A 19,374-nucleotide genomic window follows, 5' to 3' on the forward strand; every position below is an offset into this window, starting at 1 on the left:
CATCCATCGCATTACCTCCTGACGCTATGATCGGTCGAGGCTCACAACCGTTCCGATCGACCTTCCATGCCAAAAAGAAAGCATGCCAATCCCGCCTTGCACGATCTGCGCGTGATGCGAATCGGCTTTCTGCTTCTGGAGAACTTCTCGCTGATCGCGCTCGGCGCGGCGGTCGATCCGCTTCGTATCGCCAATATGCTCGTCGAGCGCACGGTCTACGAGTACACGCTGATCGGCGGCAATGGCGATGTCGTGCGCTCCAGCGATGGTATCCGCGTGATGCCCGATATCGCCATGCCCGAGGCCAACGGCTACGACGCGGTTTTCGTCGTCGGACCGAACCCGATCCCGCGCAAGGGCATCGGCGCGATCATGGACTGGTTGCGCCTGCAGGCGCGTCGCGGCAGCGCGCTCGGCGGCCTCGATACGGGCAGCTATTTCCTCGCGCGCGCGGGCCTGCTCAATGGCTATCGCTGCACGATTCACTGGGAAGATCAGGACACGCTGCTCGAACAGTTCCCGAAGCTCACCGTGTCGAACCGGCTATATGAAGTGGATCGCGACCGCTACACGTGCAGCGGCGGCGTGGCGCCGCTCGATCTGATGGTGCATCTGCTCGCGCTGCCGCCCGGCAGCGCCGCGCTTGCCGCGCGCGTGCTCGAATTGCTCGTCGCGGAGCGGCGCGGCCATGAAGAGCGGCAGGTGACGTCGCTCAGGCAATACATCGGCGATGCACACGCCAAGCTCGACGAAGCGTTGCAAGTCATGGAAAGCAATATCGAGGAGACGCTCAGCATCGCGGAGATCGCAGCATTCGTGAAGGTTTCGCAACGCCAACTCGAACGCTGGTTCAACGAGCGCCTCGGCAAGACGCCCGCACAGGCCTATCTCGAGATACGGCTGCTGCGTGCGCGGCAGTTGCTGTACCGCACCGCGCGCTCGCTCGAAGAAGTTTGCACACGGACCGGCTTCACGTCGCTTACTCACTTTTCGACGCGCTACAAGGCGCAATTCCATATCTCGCCGATAGCCGATCGCCGGCGCTATCAAAAGGCGCTCTAAAAAGCATCTCGTTCGTGGTTAACCCGCGATGTCGAAAACGCGAATTTTGGCGTCGATTCGAAAAATGTTCGAACCCGCGAGGCTCCTACCATTCACTTCATCGCGGCCTGAACGCGCGATGCCCGAACCGGCGGCGCGGCCGTCGGACGGTACGAAATCGCATCATCATGTCGGGAGACAGTGGATGAACACGGAACGAGCGGTAAATGCGCAGGTCGCGATGCCTCGGGCGTCGCATGAGGAGAGCACGCAAGTCGACCCGAAGCTGTTGAAGCGTGCCGCTTGCGCGAGCTTCATCGGCAACTTCGTCGAGTGGTTCGACTATGCGTCGTATGGCTATCTGGCGACGATCATCGCCGTCGTGTTCTTTCCGAAGACCGATGGCGCGACGGGACTGCTCGCCACTTACGGCGTGTTCGCGATCTCGTTCATCGTGCGGCCGATAGGCGGCATCGTGTGGGGTCACGTGGGCGACAGGATCGGCAGGCGCACGTCGCTGTCGCTTTCGATTCTCATCATGTCGTGCTCGACCTTTCTGATTGCCTTGCTGCCGACGTATGCGCAAGTGGGCGTGCTCGCGCCGGCGCTTCTGCTCCTCGTGCGCGTGGTGCAGGGCTTCTCCGCTTCGGGCGAATATGCGGGCGCGGCTGCTTTTCTGGCCGAATACGCGCCGGACAAGCGCCGCGGCATCTACACGAGCATCGTGCCCGCGAGCACGGCGGCGGGCCTGCTGTTCGGCTCGATTCTCGTCGCGCTGATGCACGCCGCGCTCACGAGCGAGCAATTGCAGTCGTTCGGCTGGCGTCTGCCGTTCCTGCTTGCCGCGCCGTTCGGGCTCATCGGACGTTATATCCGCGTGAAGCTGGAGGACACGCCGCGTTTCAAGGCGATGGAGCGCAGCCACCATGCCGCGCAAGCGCCGATCGCCGAATTGCTGTCGAAGCATCGCGGGCGAATGTTGATCGCCTTCGGTGCGACGTGCCTGAATGCGGTGGCGTTCTATCTCGTGCTGAGCTACATGCCGACGTATCTCTCCACGGAAATGGGCATGAGCGAGACGGCCTCGTTCATTGCGGCGACCATATCGCTCGCGGCATACATCGGCCTGATCTTCGTGATGGGCGCGTTGTCGGACCGCGTGGGACGCAAGTCGATGCTGATCGGCGCATCGATTCTCTTCGCCGTGCTGACGGTGCCGCTTTTCAAGGGACTGGCGGGCGCGAGCTTTGCGATGATCGTCGCGATCCAGGTCGCCTTCGGCGTGCTCCTCACGATGAACGACGGCACGCTGCCATGCTTCCTCTCGGAGATATTCCCGACGCGTGTGCGCTACAGCGGCTTTGCATTCTGCTTCAACGCGGCGAACGCGCTGTTCGGCGGCACCGCGCCGCTCGTTGCGACATGGCTCATCGGCGCGACGGGCAGCAAGCTCGCGCCGGCATGGTATCTGGTCGGGGCGTCCGGCGTAGCGCTCGTCGCAATGCTTGCGAGCCGCGAAACCTCGCACGCGCCGTTAGCCGACGAGTGATATCGGCATGGATTAACGCAGGAGAATTGAAAGAAGGCGCGTGCATGAACACGCGCCTTCTTTTTGTCCGTCGTGCAAACGATCGCGATATATGGCTTTATAGAGAACTATCCGTCCCGAATGCCATCTATAGTGGATGTTCGCGCCGCACTGCTGGTCGGAAGGTCAATCGACTGAACTATGCGCGGGGCATCGTCTGCTTCACGTCACCGTCATTCCTTTCGCCGATGATGAGCCGCGCAAGCGGCGTCACGTAAAGAACGCGTTTCAGAAAAGCATCTGATCGGCCTGATTGGGCACGACTCGCCATTGCAGGCAACCGTCACACGAATAGCAGCTTAGACCGCACTTACGGCGTTCTCGAATCGAGGTGGACATGCGCGATATACACGGATTGCTGGCACGGCTTTTCGATGTCGTCATGGTGGTGTGGGGCGCGGCCATCGCGTCGGGAATCAGATTCGAGCACATTGCCGAGCCCGGCTATTACATGCCGTTCGCCGCATTTTCAGCGGCGTTTTCGTTGCTGCTGTTTCCGGGCTTCGGTGTCTACGAGTCATGGCGCGGACGCAGCAAGCTCGTGCTGGCGAGTCGCGTGTCGCTCGTCTGGCTGATCGTGCAGGCGTGCGTGCTCGTGCTGATGTTTTCGCTGCATCGGCTCGATCATGTCTCGCGCTTGTGGTTCGCGTACTGGACCGCGATCTCGGTAGCGTTCATGATCGGCGGGCGCCTCGCCACGCATGCGGTGCTCGGGCGCATGCGCCACGCCGGCATGAATTTTCATCAGGTGGCTATCGTCGGCAGTGGCAGGCATTGCGAATCGATCATGAAAAGGATAGAGCGCGCGAGTCATTCGGGCTTTCGCACGATCGCCGTATTCAACGCTTCGCCCGATGTACCGATGACCGCGCGCGTTCCCGTCTTCGATGACTTCGACGCCTTCGTGAGTCATGTCCGCGAGCAGCGTGTGCACGAAGTGTGGCTCGGGTTGCCGTTGTCGCAGGACCGGACCATATTGCGCTTCGTGAACGAGTTTCGTGAAGACCTCGTCAACGTGCGCTTCATCCCCGACGTGCGCAGTCTCGCGCTTTTCGAAAGCAACGTAAGCGAGCTGCTGGGCGTCGCCGCCATCAATCTCGTGGTCTCTCCGCTTTCGCAGCGCGCGCTGCTGCAAAAAGAAGTCTTCGACCGGCTCTTCGCACTCGCCGCGATTTGCGCCGTCGCGCCGCTTTTGATCGGCATCGCCATTGCGGTGAAGTTCAGTTCGCCCGGCCCTGTCCTGTTCAGGCAGCGGCGCAAGGGCGCGGACGGGCGTGTCTTTACCATCTACAAGTTTCGCTCGATGCACATGCACACCGAAGAGGCCGGCGTGCTCAGCCAGGCCACGCGCAACGATTCGCGCGTGACGCGCGTCGGCGCGTTCCTGCGCCGCACGAGCCTCGACGAACTGCCGCAGTTCTTCAACGTGCTGCGTGGCGATATGTCCGTGGTGGGGCCGCGTCCTCACGCGTTGGAACATGACGACCTCTATCGGAAGGTCGTGTCGGGATATATCCATCGATACCGCATCAAGCCGGGCATCACCGGCTGGGCGCAGGTGAACGGCTTTCGCGGCGAGACGGACAGGATAGAAAAGATGGAAGCGCGCGTGGCCCACGATTTGTACTATCTGGGGAACTGGTCGTTCGCGCTGGATATGCGGATCATCGCCGCGACGATTTTCAACGGGCTGCGCAGCATCAACGCATATTGATTCGCTCATCGACCGTTCGTTCGAAGCGGCGCTCGAAATCGTCCTTTTCAGAATCGAAGAAGCGTCTAATCCGGACTCGACTGCGACATCTCCGAGTGCGCGAGATTGCCGTCGGCATCGAGGATGACGAACATCGGCTCGAAACCGAATGCGGCTTCGAGCCAGCGGAACGCGGCCTTCGGGTCCTGATACGACAGCGCGCTGGACAATCCTTTGCTGCGATACGCATCAGGCATGTCGATGCCTCCGGTTTCAGGCAGCCAGCACTTCGGTCACGGCTTCCACTTTCGCGACAGCCGCCGCATGTTCCTCGATCAGACGATAAACCGTCTCGCCCGGCACGGTTTCCGATTCAAGCAACTCGTTCGCGATTGCGCGCAGCACCGGCTCGTTCGCCTGCAACAGCGCGTAGCATTCGCCGCTCAGATCGTGCAGCAGCGTGTTCGCGTGCTCGATCGAATTCTTCAGTTGCAAGCCCGCATACTGCTGCGGCAGCGACGCGAGGCTGAACAGATTGCCGTCGGCGTTGAAGCCGAACTTCGACACCATGTCGAGACTGATCCGCGACGCTTCCTGGAGATCGCTTGCCGCGCCGCTCGACGCTTCGTCGAACATCAGCAGCTCCGCGTTGCGGCCGCCGAGCAGCACCTGAATTTCGTTGCGCAATTCCGTTTCGCGGTAGAGATGCTTGTCCTGCATCTTCGTGATGAGCGCAACGCCCAGCGCGCCGCCGCGCGGAAGAATCGTCACTTCTTCGAGCACGCCCGTGCCGAGCAGCGCCGCGACGAGACCGTGACCGGCTTCATGCACCGCGATGCGCGTGCGTTCGTCGTCGGACAAGGCGCGCTCCGCGCCGTTGATATCGCCGATGCGCGCAATCTTGATCGCTTCCATGAAATGCTTCGCGCCGACCTGGCGCTCGCCCGCCTTGCGCGCGACGAGACCCGCCTGGTTGCAGATCATCGACAGCGTGGCCGGCGAAAGGCCCGTCGTCAGGCGCGCGAGCTGATCGAAGTCGATGTCGTCGCTTTTCGTCTTCAGATTCGCCGCGTAGAAGCGCAGGATTTCCGCGCGGTCGTCGAGGCTCGGCAGACGCACCTGCACGGTGCGGTCGAAGCGCCCCGGGCGGCGCATCGCTTCGTCGAGATTGTCCGGATGATTCGTCGCCGCGACGATGATCACTCCTTCGTTCGACGCGAAGCCGTCCATCTCCGCGAGCAGTTGATTGATGATGCGATTGCTCTCCGCTTCGACCGGGCCGCCGCCGGTATCGGTGCGCTTGCCGAGGCCGTCGGCTTCGTCGATGAAGATGACGGTCGGCGCGTTCTTGCGCGCGAGCTCGAAGAGATGCTTCACCTTCTGGATGCCGACGCCGTAATACTTCGCGCTGAAATAGCTGCCGGTGATCGCGATGAAGTTCGCACCGCATTCGCCCGCGAGCGCCTGCGCGAGCCGCGTCTTGCCGACGCCCGGCCCGCCCGTCATCAGGATGCCGCACGGCGCGCGCACGCCCATGCCGGTAAATTGTTCGGGCTCGGTGAGCCATGCGCGCACGTCGTTGAGCGCGGCTTTCGCTTCGCCTGCGCCGATGACGTCATCGAAACGCAGCGTCGGCGACGTGCCGAGCAGTTGCGCGCCGCCGCGCATTTCACGTCGCATGAACCAGAGCAGGCCGCCGACCATCAGCAAGGGCAGCAGCAGGCTCAGCGCGTCGCGCGAACGGTCGAACATTTCGCTCCAGCGCGCGTAGCCGGTGTGTACGTTGGCGTCGGGCAGCCAGACCAGTTGATACGGCGTTGCCGCGTCGGGCTTCAGTTCGCCGAGCAGAAGCGCATTCGAGAACGCGCCGTTATGGTCGGCGACATAATACTTTTCGCCCTTGACCGTGGAGACGAGGATCGCGTCGGGGCTGACGCCGATCGTCGCGACATTGCGCTCGCGGATGTCGGTCAGCATTTCCGATGCATCTTTTTCCCGATGCGCCCACGCCGACGCGTCATGACGCATCTGACTCGCGACGCCCGTCAGCGCCGTGGCTTGCGACGCCGCCTGATGCGCCGCCTGACGCCAATGCAGGAAGCTCGCACCCGCCACGAGCGCAGCCAACAACACAATCAACGCGATATAACGGCCAGCGCGTGACCGAAGCGAATTCCTTGCCGGTTTCATCAATTTTTTCCTGATGGGGCCGCGAAGGCGGCACCGTTCAATCTTTCGTCGGATGAAAGCATCCGAACGTGTCTCTGTTGATGCTTCGGTGTGCCTCGGTGGTGGGATGCCCGCGTGTGGCTTGAATGCTCAAGACGGCGAAGCGATCGACCTTGAACCGCAGATCGTCAACCATGCGAGCATGGCCCTTTTATGGGAAGTGCTCCGCTGGAATGGTGCCCTTAAAGCATGACCATTCGATAACGCGGAACAGCGCGCGAACGAGCGTCACCGCGCCCTTTCAGACTTGCGTCCCTCTTTTAATTAACGGCAGACGACGGGTCTTCTTGACGGCAGTGAAAGGCGGATGATCCGCGCTCGCGCTTGAATAGCAGGAGCGATGGCGATGCAGGACGAGGCCAAGAATATCACGGCAGAAAACATTGCTCCATCCGGTAAGGAATACTGCTTGCTTCCGGCTGGTTACGGTCCGCGCACATGGGGCGCGCGGACCCAATCTACAGGAGAGAAATCATCATGTTGTATTACGCACTGGTCTTTTTCGTCATCGCGATCATTGCGGCCGCGCTCGGGTTCGGCGGCATTGCGGCGGGGGCCGCGGGCATCGCGAAAATCCTGTTCTTCATCTTCCTCGTGATCTTCCTCGTGACGCTGGTGATGGGCCTCATGCGACGCTGACGCCGCCGTTGTCAGCGGTCATGTCGGGCGCCGTGCGATTCGTGTCGCGCGGCGCCTCGTCGTGCGATGCCGTTATCGCACAACGGCCGAATGCGGCGCTGCCTGGCGTCGCACGATCCAGTTGAAGAGCGGCGTGGCCATCAACGTGCTGAGCACGGCCATCAGAACGAGGATCGAGAAGAGTCCCGGCAGGATCACGCCCGCCGCGAGACCGATGTTGATGATGATGAGTTCCATCAGGCCGCGGGCGTTCATCAGCGCGCCGATCGCCATGGCGTCGCTTGCATTCTCGCCGTTCATTCGCGCGGCTGCCCAGCACGCGATGCCCTTGCCGCCGAACGACGCGATCAGGATCGCGATGGCGGCGACGAGGATGGCCGGGTCCATCAGCATGTCGAGCCGCGTGTTGAGGCCGGAGTAGGCGAAGAACATCGGCAACAGGAACACGACGACGAAGGGCTGCAGCATGTCGCGCAGCTTCGTCGTGAGCGGGCCGCGCGGCAGCGCGACGCCGAGCAGAAAGCCGCCGAAGACCGCGTGGATGCCGATGGCGTCCATCGCGAACGCGCACAGCGAGAACAGCGCCAATACCGTGGCGAGCACGCTCGTCGGCAGCGGCGCGTTCGGATTCAGTCCGACGGCGAGCCGGCGCAGCAGCTTGCTGCCCGCGAAGATCATGAAGAGCGCGAACGCCGCGCCGCCGCCGATCGCGGCATACGCGCCGATCCAAGAGCCGCCGAAGCTCGCGAGCACGATGGCGAGGATGCACCATGCGGCGGCGTCGTCGCATGCGCCCGCGGTCAGCGCCAGCGTGCCGAGCGGCGTGCCGGTGAGCCCGCGTTCGTGGATGATGCGCGCGAGCATCGGAAACGCGGTGATCGCGATCGCGGCGCCGAGAAACAGCGACGCCTCGTAGAGCCGCACCTTCCCGCCGAAGAGGCCGGGGATCGTGAGCAACCAGGGCGTGAGCGCGAACGCGAGCGCGAACGGCGCGACGATGCCGGCGAGCGACACGCTCATCGCGCTCTTCGCGCGGGCGCGAAAGTGATCCGTGCGGAACTCCGTGCCGACGAGAAACATGTACAGCCCGATGCCGAGCTGCGCGGCGACGTAGAGCGCGCCCATCGTCGGTTTTGGGAAGAGCGCCTGCTGCCATTGCGGCAACAGGAGGCCGAAGAGCGACGGGCCGAGCAGCACGCCCGCGATCATTTCGCCGACCACTTGCGGCTGACCGACACGTTGCGCGAGCCGGCCGACGAGCTGGCTCGCAAGCACGATCACGGCGGCCTGGGCGAAGAAGTAGACGGAGAGCTGGGAGGTTTGCATCGGTCGAGCGTCGGGAAAATGAACGACGGGAGTCTGATGCCGGGGAAGGGGCATGTCAACGATGCAACGGTATCAAAGTTTCAAAACGAAAAAAAAGCCCGCTGAAAACGCAGGCTTCAAAATAATCGCTAATGGTCTCGCCTTGTATTAATTCTGCAAATGTTCCGGATTACCGGATACGCGAAATCACATTCACCCCAACGCCACCACCGCAATCTCCACCAGCAACGCCGGCGACGCGAGCTTCGCCTGCACCGTGGCCCGCGTGGGCGCACACCCTTGCGGCACCCACGCATCCCACACTTCATTCATTCCCGCGAAATCCCGATCAATATCCGCGAGCCACACTTGCGCCGATACCAGCCGCGTTTTATCGATGCCCGCCTTGTCGAGAAAGCCGTCGATTTTCTCGAGCACTTTCGCTGTCTGCAGTTTCACATCGGGCGTCTGATCGGCCGATGTCTGTCCGCCGATGAACACGAGTCCCGCCGCCTTCACGACGCGGCTCATACGTTGATTGGTGTCGATGCGAACGATATCGCTCATAAGATTTCCTCCGGTAAAAGTGTGTTCAATGCGTGATCAACTGCGATGCGCCCGCAACAGAAACCGCACCGCGCGAGAATCGATCGACGGCGAACGCATCGAGCGAAATCGACGGCGCGCCATCGAGCATCAGTTCCGATACGAGCTTGCCGCAGCCCGGCCCGAGCTGAAAGCCGCTGCCGCAATAGCCGAACGAGTAATACAGATCCGATGCCTTGCGGCTCGCCGAAATCACCGGCAATTCATCTTCGGTAAAAGCCTCGACGCCCGCCCACGCGCGATTCACGCCGAGATGGCGCAGATGCGGAAACAGATCGGTGACGGTGCGCGCGCTCTTCACGAGACGCACGAAATCCACTTCGCCGTGTCGATTCGCGAGATCCGCAATGCCGATCAGCTTCCCGCCGATCACCACGGTGCCGTTATCGAACTGCTTGAACGAGAGCGGCCGGCCCGTCGCGCCGAGCGTCGCGCGGCAGAACGGCGCGACGCGATGCGTGACCATCAGCATCAGGCCTTCGGGATGAACCGGCACCGGCTCGCTCACCTGTTTCGCCAGCTCGCCCGACCACGCGCCCGCCGTGACGAGCAGTTGCTTCGCGCTGAACGTGCCGCGCGGTGTGGTCGCGAACCAGCGCGTGCCACGCTGTTCGATGCGGCGCACCGGCGCGCCTTCCAGAAAGCGCGCGCCGAGCTTTTGCGCGGCGAGCCGGAAGGCGGTCGTCGTGCGAAACGGCAGCGCGTAACCATCGCGCTCGACCCAGATGCCGCCCGTCACATGCCGCGCGAGCGCCGGTTCGAGTTCGAGCACCGTTTGCCGGTCGATCACTTTCTCGTGCGTGAAGCCCCGCGATTCGAGCAGCGCGACGCGTTCGCGACAGGCTTCGAGTTCGTCGTCGGTTTCGGCGATCTTCAACTGGCCCGACGGCACGAAGCCGCCATCCTCGCCGATGAGATCGCTCATGCCGTGCCACATTTCGCGCGACATCAGCGCGAGCGGAATCTCCGGCAGCGGGCGCCCGAGCGTGCGCACGCCGCCCGCGTTCACGCCCGAAGAATGACGCGCGACGTAATCGGCTTCCAGCACGATGACCTTCGCGCCGCGCCGCGCGAGATGAAACGCGCTGCTCGTGCCGTGCAGCCCGCCACCAACGACGAGCACATCCGCTTCCTGCACGTCGGTCGCATCATTCACCGGCGAGTTCTCCGAGCGTGAGCGGCTTGATCGGTGGACGGATGCGGTAATAGCCGACTTCGGCGGGCGAGACCTGCCGCGCATCCGCGATGACTTCAGTCACCGTGAGACCGCACATGCGTCCCTGGCACGGACCCATGCCGCAGCGCCCGAACGATTTCGCCTGATTCGGTCCGACGCAGCCCAGTTCGACGAACTTGCGCAGCTCGCCCGCCGTGACTTCTTCGCAGCGGCACACGATGGTCTCGTCGCCCGGAATGCGATTGATCTCGCGCGGGCGATAGAGGCTGTCGAGAAACGGCCGGATGCGCATGACGTTTGCGAGCGCGCGTCGCAGCGGCGCGGCTTCGGCATCGCGCCTGGCCGTGTCGATCGCGCCGAGTTGCGCCGCCGCAGCCAGCCCCGCGAGCGTGCCTTGCAACGCCGCGGCCTGCGCGCCGCCGATGCCCGCGCCATCGCCCGCGACGAAAATGCCCGGCACGTCGAGCTCACCCCACGCATCGACCTTGGGCGTGAAGCACAGTTGCGCATCGTCCCAGCGATGCGTCGCCCGCAGCGCATGCGTGAACTGCGTGTTCGGCACGACGCCCTGATGCAGCAGAATCACGTCCGCTTCGATGCGACGCGCGACGCCTTGCGTCGAAAACTTGAGCGCCGCCGCGCGCTCGACATGATCCGTGCCGATGCGCGATTCGACGCGCAAATCGTCGGCGGCTTCGAAAATCGGCACGCCTGCTTCGCGCAGCGTGCGGATCAGTTGCAATCCCTTCGACAAAAACGGCCACGCGCGCAGCGCCGACAGCAGATGACGCTTCGCGCGCCAGCGGTCTTCGTGACGCGTCGTATCGACGAGCGCGCGGATCGGCACGCCCGCGCGCACGTATTGCCAGCCGAGCAGATAGAGCAGCGGCCCGCAGCCCGCGAGAATCGGCGGCGCGGCGGGCACTTCGCCCGCGCTCTTCAAGAGGATTTGCGCGGCGCCCGCCGTCAGCACGCCGGGCAGCGTCCAGCCGGGAATCGGAAACGGCCGCTCCAGCGCGCCGCTCGCGAGAATCACGCGCTTGGCATCGAACGCGCCGATCTTGCCGTCCTTCAGATAATTGACGCCGCGCTCGCGCGTGACCTGCCATACGCTCGCATTCGTCACGTGCCGCGCGCCCGACGCGGCGAACGCCTTCGCGACATCCGCGCCCGCCGCGTAGTCGGGTCCAAGAATTTCCTTGCGGCGCGCATCCGCCTTTCCGATCGCGCGATAAATCTGCCCGCCCACGGCGTCCTGCTCGTCGATGAGCACGGTCGAAAGACCCGCGCGTGCCGCGCGTGTCGCCGCACTCATGCCGGCGGGACCGGCGCCGACCACGACGACATCCACCGCGACGGAATCGAAATCAGCGGCCATGCGCGTTCTCCAGCGAAGCATCGACGGAATCCGAGGGCGGCAGATCGCGCGCGCCTTCCTGCGAGCGCACGCGCATCCCGGCTTTCACTTCGACCATGCAGCTCTGGCGGCTCGGCACGCCGTCGATCTCGACGAGGCATTCGAAGCACGCGCCCATCATGCAATACGGCGCGCGCGGCGCACCGGAGACGGGCGTCGCACGAAAGCGCGAGATGCCCGCTGCGAAGAGCGCCGCCGCCACCGAGCGGCCGGCGGGCACGGAGAGCGTTTCGTCGTTGAAAAAGATGTCGACATGGCCGGCTTCGGCGCCATTCAACGGCCTGAAAAGCGTGTGATTCGATTGGACTGTCATGGCAAGCTCAATGTGCGGGAGTCAGTTCTCGTGCGTTCTCGAAGCGGCGCGCGGAGAAGTTCGGCAGTTCGCCGGGCATCGGCGCACCCATGATCCACGGCGCGACGCGCAGCGCATGCGCGGCGGCGAGCGTCACGCCGCTATGGCAGGTGACGACGAACGCGCCCGGATGCTTCGTCGACTGGTCGTAGATCGGAAAACCGTCGGGGCTGTAGACGCGCAACGCGGCCCACATGCGTACCAGCCGCACGTGCTTCAGCATCGGAAAGGCGCGCACGCCGCGACGCGCGATGTCGGCGAGCACGTGCGTCGTGGTGAAATCGTCGAAGCCGACTTCCTCCATCGAATCGCCGAACTGCACGGTGCCTTCGTCGGTCTGCCGCACGTTGAGCGTCGGATAGTGGAGAAACGGCGCGACGCGCTCGCTCACCAGCACTTGCCCGCGATTCGGCGCGACCGGCGCATGCAGCCCGACGAACGGCGCGAGCGTGCGATTGCCGAGGCCCGCTGCGAGCACGACGCGCGCGGCGCGATAGGTTCCGCGTTTGCCATGCACCGTGAAGCCGTTCGCTTCCGGCACGATGCGTTCCGCGCGCTCGGCGGATACGAGCTTCACGCCGCGCGCCTGCATCGCGACATGCAGGCCGCGCAGCAGCTTGAGCGGATTCACGTGGCCGTCCATCGGCGTATAGCTCGCGCCGATCACCGCAGGCCCGGCTTGCGGAATGCGCTCGCGAACTTCCTTCGCATCGAGCATCTGGAACGGGTAGTCGCCAAGTTCGGCTTGCAGCGTCGAGAGGCGCTTGTTGCGCTCGGCGAGCTCGTCGTCGTTGAAGCAGAACTGGAAGCCGCCCGGCTGACGCAAGGCCACGTCGATGCCCGTTTCGCTCAGCAACGCTTCGGCGAAACCGGGCCAGCGCGTCGACGACGAGCGCGACCACGTCGCATAGGGCGACAAGCCATAGCCCTTGCCCTGTATCCACACGAGGCCGAAGTTGCCGCGCGACGCGCGAAAGCCGCCGTCGTCCTCGTCGAGCACGGTCACGCGCGCGCCTTCGCGTGCGAGTCCGTAGGCGACGGCCGAACCGACGAGGCCGCCGCCGAGAACCAGTACGTCGGGACTTGCAGATGTCATCGCGCTTCTCCGATCAGAATGCGATCCAGTCCGACCATGCGGTCGAGCAGGATCATCAGCAACACCGTGCCGACGATCAGCACCGCCGAGACGGATGCGACCAGCGGATCGATCGTCTGCGCGATCTGGTTGTACATGGCGACGGGCAGCGTCGTGGTGCCGGGCGTCGCGACGAAGATGGTCATCGTCAGCTCGTCGAAGCTCTGGATGAACGACAAGACCCAGCCGCCCGCGACGCCCGTGCGGATCATCGGCAGCACGACGCGGCGAAACGCGGTGAAGCGGCTCGCGCCGCACGAAAGGGCGGCCCGTTCGGCATCGCGATCCAGCCCGATGGCCGACGACAGCGCGAGCCGCAACGCATACGGCAACACGATGATCACGTGCGCGGCGACGAGCGACCAGAACGATCCCGACAGATGCAGCAGCGACAGAAAGCGCAGGAACGCGATGCCGAGCACGACGGCCGGAATCATCATCGGCGAGAGGAAGAAGCTCGTGAGCGCGGCGCGGCCCGGAAAGCGATAGCGCGCGATGGCGAGCGCGGCGGGCACCGCGAGCAGCACGCCGATGGTCGCCGCCGCGAACGCGAGCCGGATCGACAGCCAGAACGCCGAGACGATGTCGCCGTTCTCGATGATCGCGTGGAACCAGCGCAGCGACGCGCCATCGAAGGGCATCGAAATGAAGCCTTTGTCCGTGAACGCGACGAGCATCACGACGACGAGCGGCGCGAGGATGAAGCTCAGAAAGCACGCGTTGAACGTGAGCCCGAGCCAGCCGTTTTCTTTCATGGTGATCGTCCTCCGCTCAGTCGAAAATGTGCCGGAAGCGGCGTTCGGCGAGACGGCTGCAACCCATCACGATCGCGACATTGGCGATCAGCAGCAGCACCGCGATGCTCGCGCCGAGCGGCCAGTTGAGCGTGCCCAGGAATTCGTCGTAGGCGGCGGTTGCAACGACCTTGAGACGCCGTCCGCCGATCAGCGCGGGCGTCGCAAACGCGGACGCCGACAGCGCGAACACGATGATCGAACCCGACAGCACGCCCGGCATGATCTGCGGCAGCACCACGCGCCGGAACACGGCGAACGGCGAGCCGCCGAGCGAGCGGCCAGCCCATTCCACTTGCGGGTCGAGCTTTTGCATCGTCGCCCAGACGGACATCACCATGAACGGCACCAGAACGTGCGTCAGCGCGATGATCACGCCGGTCATCGTGAAGACGAGGCGCACGGGTTCGTCGGTGATGTGCAGCGCCTGCAGCACGTTGTTGAGCACGCCGTTGTTGCCGAGCAGGATCTGCCAGCCGAGCGTGCGCACGACCACGGAAATGAGCAGCGGCCCGAGCACGATCAGAAGACACAGCGATTGCCAGGGCTTCTTCATGCGCGCGAGCACGATGGTCTCCGGCACGCCGAGCACGATCGACAGCAGCGTGACGGCGAAGGCGAGTCCGGCGGTGCGCAGGAAGATCGTGCCGTAGTACGGGTCGCTCACGACTTCCCAGTAGTTGCCGAGCGTATAGGCCGCCGTGACGCCGGCCGTATCGCTGAACACGCGGAACGACAGCATCAGCGTGAGCAGCAGCGGCACCAGCAACAGGCCGATGAACAGCAGCAGCGCCGGCCCCGACAGCAGCCACGGCGCGGCGCCGGGACGGGCGTCGTCAAGCGTGGCCATGAATCGTCTCCTTGCCGTCTTGCGTCAGCACGCGCAGGTCGTCGTCGGTCCAGTCGAGGCCCACTTCGTGGCCTTCCTCGGGCGGCGGCGCGCCGTGATTCGGCTGTGCGACGCGCAGCTTGCCGAGCGCGGTTTCCACTTCGAGCAGCCATTGATTGCCGACGAACACGCGCGTCGCGATGCGGCCTTTGATGCGCGCAGCGCCCGCATTTCCATTCGCCAGGTGCACTTTCTCCGGACGGATATAGACGTTCACCGCGCCATCGACGTGACGGCCTTCGTGCGGAACATGCAGCGTCGTGCCCGCGACATCGACGATCGCGCAGCGCGGATTGCGTTGCAGCACTTCGCCCGAGAACGTGTTGGTGCGCCCGAGAAACGTCGACGCGAACGGCGTCGCGGGGCGCTCGTAGGCGTCGTAGGGCGTGGACAGTTGCGAGATCGCGCCGCGATGCATCACCGCGATGCGATCGCTCATCGTCATCGCTTCGACCTGATCGTGCGTGACGAGGATCGTCGTGATGCCGAGACGCTTCTGGATCGCGCGCAATTCGATGTGCATTTCCTCGCGCAGCTTGGCGTCGAGATTGGACATCGGTTCGTCGAGCAGCAGCAGTTCGGGCTGCATCGCGATGGCGCGCGCGACCGCCACGCGCTGGCGCTGGCCGCCCGACAGTTCCTTCGGATAGCGATGCCCGAGGCCCTTCAGACGCACGAGCGCGAGCGCCTCTTCGACGCGCGCCTCGCGCTCCTTGCGCTTCACCTTGCGCATCTCCAGCCCGAAGCCGACGTTGCCCGCCACCGTCATGTGAGGAAAGAGCGCATAGCTTTGAAACACCACGCCGATGCCGCGCTTCTCCGGGCGCTCGTTCGTGATGTCGCGGCCATCGAGCAGGATGCGGCCGGTCGTCGGCGTGACGAAGCCGGCGACCATTTGCAGCGTCGTCGTCTTGCCGCAGCCCGACGGACCGAGCAGCGACAGCAGTTCGCCGCGCTCGACCGAAAGATCGAGCGACTCGATCGCCGTGAAATCGCCGTAGCGTTTCGATATGCCTTGCAGAGTCAGGAAAGCCATGCGCCTTGCTCCTCGTCAGACCGACTTAGCGCTCGACCGAGCGGTTCCAGCGTTCCGTCCATTCGGTGCGATGCTGGTTGATCGTGGTCCAGTCCATCGCGGTGAGCTTGCCGATCTGCTCCGGGCCGTAGGGCACGCGCGCGGCGACTTCGGGCGTGAGCCTGACCGTCTTGTTGACCGGGCCGAGACCGATGTTCTGCGCCTGCAACATCTGCACTTCAGGCGTCAGCAAGTACTGCACGAACTGCTGCGACAAGGCGGGCTGCGCATTCTCCGCGATGGCGCACGCCGCCACTTGCAGCGCGACCGCGCCTTCCTTCGGGTAGATGAACTTGAGCGGGAAGCCGGTGTTTTGCAGCGCCACCGCGCGGCCGCTGCCGTAGGGCGCGAGGATCACGTCGCCGGACTGCATCTGGCCGTCCATTTCGCCGGGCGTCGGCGCCCACGAGAGCACATTGGGCGCGACCTGCTTCGTCATCTCCGTGAAACCCGGATCGATGTTCTTCTCGCCGCCGCCCGAAAGACGCGCGAGCATCACGAGCGTGTGCAGGCCGTACGTATTGGTGATCGGCGGCACGCCGAGCTTGCCCTTGATGCGCTTGTCCGTGAGCACCTTCCACGAATCGGGCGGCGGCAGGCCGGCCTTCCTGAACGCTTCCTCGTTGTAGCCGATGCCCGTCGCGACCATGCCGACGCCGACCGCGGTCGGCCCGAGCTTCGCGAGCGGATACACGTCTTTCATGATGGGCGCGTCGTCGAGCTTCGCGCACAGGTTCATCTGCATCGCCTGATACATGGGGCCGTCGTCCATCACCGCGACGTTGATCTGCTGATGGCCCTTTTGCGCCTGGAGCTTCGCGAGCGTGTCGCTCGAATTGCCCGCGACATAGACGATCTTCACGTCATGCGCCTTCTCGAACGGCGGAATGATCTTCTGCCGATAGAGCTGCTCGTTCGAGCCGCCGACGTTCGCGACATAGAGCGTCGTTTCGGCGTGAGCGGCAAGCGCGCCGGTGATGACGAAACCCGCCAGAGCGGTGCGGGACAGGGTGAACAGACGGCGTTGCAGCGCGCTTCTCATGACGATGATCTCCAGTTCCGGGACGTGGGGCGCGGGCTCGTCTGCCCGTCGATGAGAGGCAGTGTCGCGCCGCCGATTCATATCGTCCAATACGAATAAAATACCAATCCATGCAGGGATGATATGGATCAGGGACAGCCAGAATAGGGAAACCACGAGGATGAGCACGCAATGAACCTGAAGCACATCGAGGCGTTTCGCGCGGTCATGGTGTCCGGTTCGATGACCGCGGCGGCCAAGGCGCTGTTCACGTCGCAGCCGAATGTGAGCCGCCTGATTTCGCAACTGGAGCGCGACACCGGCCTGCAACTCTTTCAGCGCAGCGGCGTGCGCCTGATCCCGACGAGCGAGGGCACCGCGTTCTTCCGCGAGGTCGAGCGCGCGTTCGTCGGCTTGCAGGGACTGGCGAACGCGGCGGCGCAGATCCGCAATCTCGGCAGCGGCCGTCTGCGCATCGCGGCGATGCCGTCGGCGGGCATGACGCTCGTGCCGCACGCGATCAAACGCTTCGTCGAGCTGTTTCCGGAAGTCACCGTGTCGCTGCATGTGAATACGTCGGGCACGGTGAATCACTGGACGGCGTCGCAGTTTTGCGATCTGGGCGTCGCGGTGTATGTGAGCGAGGCGTCGGAATGCGAAGTCGAGGAGTTGTCGACCGTGGCCGCCGTGTGCGTGCTGCCGGCGAAGCATCGGCTCGCGGCGAAGCGCGTCATCCGCCCGGAGGACATGGAGGGCGAATCGTTCATCTCGCTGTGTCACGGCGACGGCACGCGCGCCGTGATGGACGACGTTTTTCAGCGCGCGGGCGTCAAGCGCGTGCTCGCCATCGAAGCGCAATACACCGCGATGTGCTGCGAAATGGTGCGGCATGGCATGGGCGTGACGCTCGCGCATCCGATCGTCGCGCGGGATTTTCGCGGGCCGGAGATCGCCATTCGCCCGTTCGTGCCCGCGCCGCGCTTTCCGATGTATCTGCTGTTTCCGCCGCATCGGCCGCGCGAGCGTCTCGCTTCGGCGTTCGTCGACGTGCTGCGTGACTCGCATGAGGAATTGCTCGCCCAGGTCGTTCCGCCCGTGCGCGGACGGACGCGCGCGTGATATCGCCGGCGCACTGTTCACGGTCACGAAGGAGAGTGCGATGGCGGAGCTCGTCAACTGCCTGTGGTTCGATGGCAATGCGCGTGAAGCGGCCGAGTTTTACGCCGCCACGTTTCCCGATAGCCATGTCGGCGCCGGCCATGTCTCGGCTAAGCCGGGCGTCGGGCAAGGGCCGGAACTGACGGTCGAATTCACCGTGCTCGGCCAGCGCTTTCTCGGGCTGAACGGCGGGCCGAACTTCAGGCCGAACGAAGCGGTGAGCTTCATGGTCCACACCGGCAGCGCGGAGGAGACGGATCGCTACTGGAACGCGATCATCGGCAATGGCGGCGAGGAAGGGCCGTGCGGCTGGTGCAAGGACCGCTGGGGCTTCTCGTGGCAGATCACGCCGAAGCGCATGCTCGACATCCTCAAAGGCCCGGATCGCGACGCCGCACGACGCGCGATGGACGCGATGATGCGGATGAAGAAGATCGACATCGCGGAAATCGAGCGCGGGGCGGCGGGCGGGTGAACGGGCTCAGACCACGCAGCGAGGTAACTTCGCCGCAGCTATGTCCCATACAACGCGCGCCCAAGCTTGCGGACAGCGTGATTGCTCCGCGCACGTCGCTTAGCCGATTGAGTGATCAATTTGCGAACAGTAGTTGTCGGTCGAGATAGCTCGCTCTCTGTCATGCCGACGGTTCATGCATATCGCTATGGGGAAAAGCTTCCCCGCAGCATTCGTTTTGTCGAAGAGCCGATGGCACGCACGAGATGGATCGACGGTCGTACAGTCCTCATCCGGTTTGGCCAATCTGCGCCGGGAAAGGCATTGCGAGCTTTTTCATGGCAACGCGCTCAATTCATTCCTCTGCTTAACAGGATGCAGGACGGAGTAAAAATTGGTCGCTTCGCGTTTTTCTTTAGAGCCCATTGAGGTAAAGATAGTCGTGTGTGTTGTGCTGCCTCGGAGAGATCAGATTGTTGCTTTCAGGCAGTTGAAATGGATCACGCTTGTGTCGAAGGAAAGTAATGTATCGAGCCTCAGACAGGTTTTGCACCATGACAGCCGTTTGTTCCTTATATGCGCTGAGTTCGTTGCCTGTCAGCAGTCTTCAATGGTCGCCGCGTGCGTGAGTTTAACGGTAAGCACGGAAACGAATAGCAAGACTGAATATAAGAAATTGTCAAGCATTGCGAAAACACAATAGATAGTTGCGATTCGTCTGATTTATTGAGACTTACGTAAGTCATGACATCACCAGAGCTCGGCTTGTTTCCAACATGCGGCGATGATCGATTTGCGCTT

At 63.7% G+C, this 19,374-nt stretch carries 19 protein-coding genes; 7 read left to right on the forward strand and 12 right to left on the reverse strand.

Translation table 11 applies throughout. The features are described 5' to 3' along the window. The first annotated feature begins 66 nt into the window (after window positions 1-66). The 3 genes from AWB75_RS32980 to AWB75_RS32990 all read left to right on the forward strand — a co-directional run bounded on the left by AWB75_RS32980 (window position 67) and on the right by AWB75_RS32990 (window position 4,343). Window positions 67-1,062: a GlxA family transcriptional regulator gene (locus AWB75_RS32980; protein ID WP_061128176.1), complete on the forward strand. Its 996-nt coding sequence runs from the start codon at window positions 67-69 to the stop codon at window positions 1,060-1,062. A 184-nt stretch (window positions 1,063-1,246) separates the two neighbouring features. After that, a complete protein-coding gene (locus tag AWB75_RS32985; RefSeq protein ID WP_096031710.1) occupies window positions 1,247-2,590 on the forward strand; it encodes an MFS transporter in 1,344 nt (447 codons plus the stop codon). A gap of 376 nt (window positions 2,591-2,966) precedes the next feature. After that, entirely contained in the window at window positions 2,967-4,343 is a 1,377-nt protein-coding gene (locus AWB75_RS32990; RefSeq protein WP_061128177.1) for an undecaprenyl-phosphate glucose phosphotransferase, read from the forward strand. Between the two features lie 65 nt (window positions 4,344-4,408). Here AWB75_RS32990 and AWB75_RS32995 read toward each other — a convergent pair whose 3' ends face one another. Next, window positions 4,409-4,579 carry a VOC family protein gene (locus tag AWB75_RS32995; RefSeq protein WP_235012364.1) on the reverse strand — a complete coding sequence of 57 codons (171 nt, stop codon included), beginning with the start codon at window positions 4,577-4,579 and terminating at the stop codon, window positions 4,409-4,411. 16 nt (window positions 4,580-4,595) lie between these two features. Next, window positions 4,596-6,512, reverse strand: a complete 1,917-nt coding sequence (locus AWB75_RS33000) for an AAA family ATPase (RefSeq protein ID WP_061128178.1) — start codon at window positions 6,510-6,512, stop codon at window positions 4,596-4,598. A gap of 52 nt (window positions 6,513-6,564) precedes the next feature. Between AWB75_RS33000 and AWB75_RS37460 the strand changes: the two genes are divergently transcribed. Continuing rightward, window positions 6,565-6,744: a hypothetical protein gene (locus tag AWB75_RS37460; RefSeq protein ID WP_143746602.1), complete on the forward strand. Its 180-nt coding sequence runs from the start codon at window positions 6,565-6,567 to the stop codon at window positions 6,742-6,744. A gap of 284 nt (window positions 6,745-7,028) precedes the next feature. Further along, the gene (locus AWB75_RS33005) at window positions 7,029-7,190 is read left to right on the forward strand and encodes a DUF1328 domain-containing protein (protein ID WP_041732749.1); all 162 of its coding nucleotides are present in this window, start codon (window positions 7,029-7,031) and stop codon (window positions 7,188-7,190) included. 72 nt (window positions 7,191-7,262) lie between these two features. On the opposite strand, the gene AWB75_RS33010 is transcribed toward AWB75_RS33005, so the two are convergent. The 10 genes from AWB75_RS33010 to AWB75_RS33055 all read right to left on the reverse strand — a co-directional run bounded on the left by AWB75_RS33010 (window position 7,263) and on the right by AWB75_RS33055 (window position 16,982). Then, entirely contained in the window at window positions 7,263-8,516 is a 1,254-nt protein-coding gene (locus AWB75_RS33010; RefSeq protein WP_061128179.1) for a cation:proton antiporter, read from the reverse strand. Window positions 8,517-8,708: 192 nt separating this feature from the next. Continuing rightward, entirely contained in the window at window positions 8,709-9,062 is a 354-nt protein-coding gene (locus tag AWB75_RS33015) for a RidA family protein (RefSeq protein ID WP_014193962.1), read from the reverse strand. 25 nt (window positions 9,063-9,087) lie between these two features. After that, window positions 9,088-10,257, reverse strand: a complete 1,170-nt coding sequence (locus AWB75_RS33020; RefSeq protein ID WP_061128180.1) for an NAD(P)/FAD-dependent oxidoreductase — start codon at window positions 10,255-10,257, stop codon at window positions 9,088-9,090. Further along, window positions 10,250-11,656, reverse strand: coding sequence for an FAD/NAD(P)-dependent oxidoreductase (locus AWB75_RS33025; RefSeq protein ID WP_061128181.1), 1,407 nt, complete (start codon window positions 11,654-11,656; stop codon window positions 10,250-10,252). The genes AWB75_RS33020 and AWB75_RS33025 overlap by 8 nt, the downstream gene beginning before the upstream one ends. Continuing rightward, window positions 11,646-12,008 (reverse strand): (2Fe-2S)-binding protein, encoded by a 363-nt coding sequence (locus tag AWB75_RS33030; RefSeq protein ID WP_061128182.1) that lies wholly within the window; start codon window positions 12,006-12,008, stop codon window positions 11,646-11,648. The genes AWB75_RS33025 and AWB75_RS33030 overlap by 11 nt, the downstream gene beginning before the upstream one ends. Window positions 12,009-12,015: 7 nt before the next feature. Next, window positions 12,016-13,143: an NAD(P)/FAD-dependent oxidoreductase gene (locus AWB75_RS33035; RefSeq protein WP_061128183.1), complete on the reverse strand. Its 1,128-nt coding sequence runs from the start codon at window positions 13,141-13,143 to the stop codon at window positions 12,016-12,018. Next, a complete protein-coding gene (locus AWB75_RS33040; protein ID WP_061128184.1) occupies window positions 13,140-13,937 on the reverse strand; it encodes an ABC transporter permease in 798 nt (265 codons plus the stop codon). The genes AWB75_RS33035 and AWB75_RS33040 overlap by 4 nt, the downstream gene beginning before the upstream one ends. A 16-nt stretch (window positions 13,938-13,953) precedes the next feature. Then, window positions 13,954-14,826, reverse strand: coding sequence for an ABC transporter permease (locus tag AWB75_RS33045; RefSeq protein ID WP_061128185.1), 873 nt, complete (start codon window positions 14,824-14,826; stop codon window positions 13,954-13,956). After that, window positions 14,813-15,901: an ABC transporter ATP-binding protein gene (locus AWB75_RS33050; RefSeq protein ID WP_061128186.1), complete on the reverse strand. Its 1,089-nt coding sequence runs from the start codon at window positions 15,899-15,901 to the stop codon at window positions 14,813-14,815. Before AWB75_RS33050 ends, AWB75_RS33045 begins: the two co-directional genes overlap by 14 nt. A gap of 25 nt (window positions 15,902-15,926) precedes the next feature. Beyond that, window positions 15,927-16,982 (reverse strand): ABC transporter substrate-binding protein, encoded by a 1,056-nt coding sequence (locus tag AWB75_RS33055; RefSeq protein WP_061128187.1) that lies wholly within the window; start codon window positions 16,980-16,982, stop codon window positions 15,927-15,929. A gap of 171 nt (window positions 16,983-17,153) precedes the next feature. Between AWB75_RS33055 and AWB75_RS33060 the strand changes: the two genes are divergently transcribed. Then, window positions 17,154-18,080: a LysR substrate-binding domain-containing protein gene (locus AWB75_RS33060; protein WP_061128188.1), complete on the forward strand. Its 927-nt coding sequence runs from the start codon at window positions 17,154-17,156 to the stop codon at window positions 18,078-18,080. A gap of 40 nt (window positions 18,081-18,120) precedes the next feature. Next, window positions 18,121-18,594, forward strand: coding sequence for a VOC family protein (locus tag AWB75_RS33065; RefSeq protein WP_061128189.1), 474 nt, complete (start codon window positions 18,121-18,123; stop codon window positions 18,592-18,594). Window positions 18,595-19,374 lie beyond the last annotated feature (780 nt).

It is taken from the genome of Caballeronia catudaia (assembly GCF_001544755.2).
GTDB lineage: Bacteria > Pseudomonadota > Gammaproteobacteria > Burkholderiales > Burkholderiaceae > Caballeronia > Caballeronia catudaia.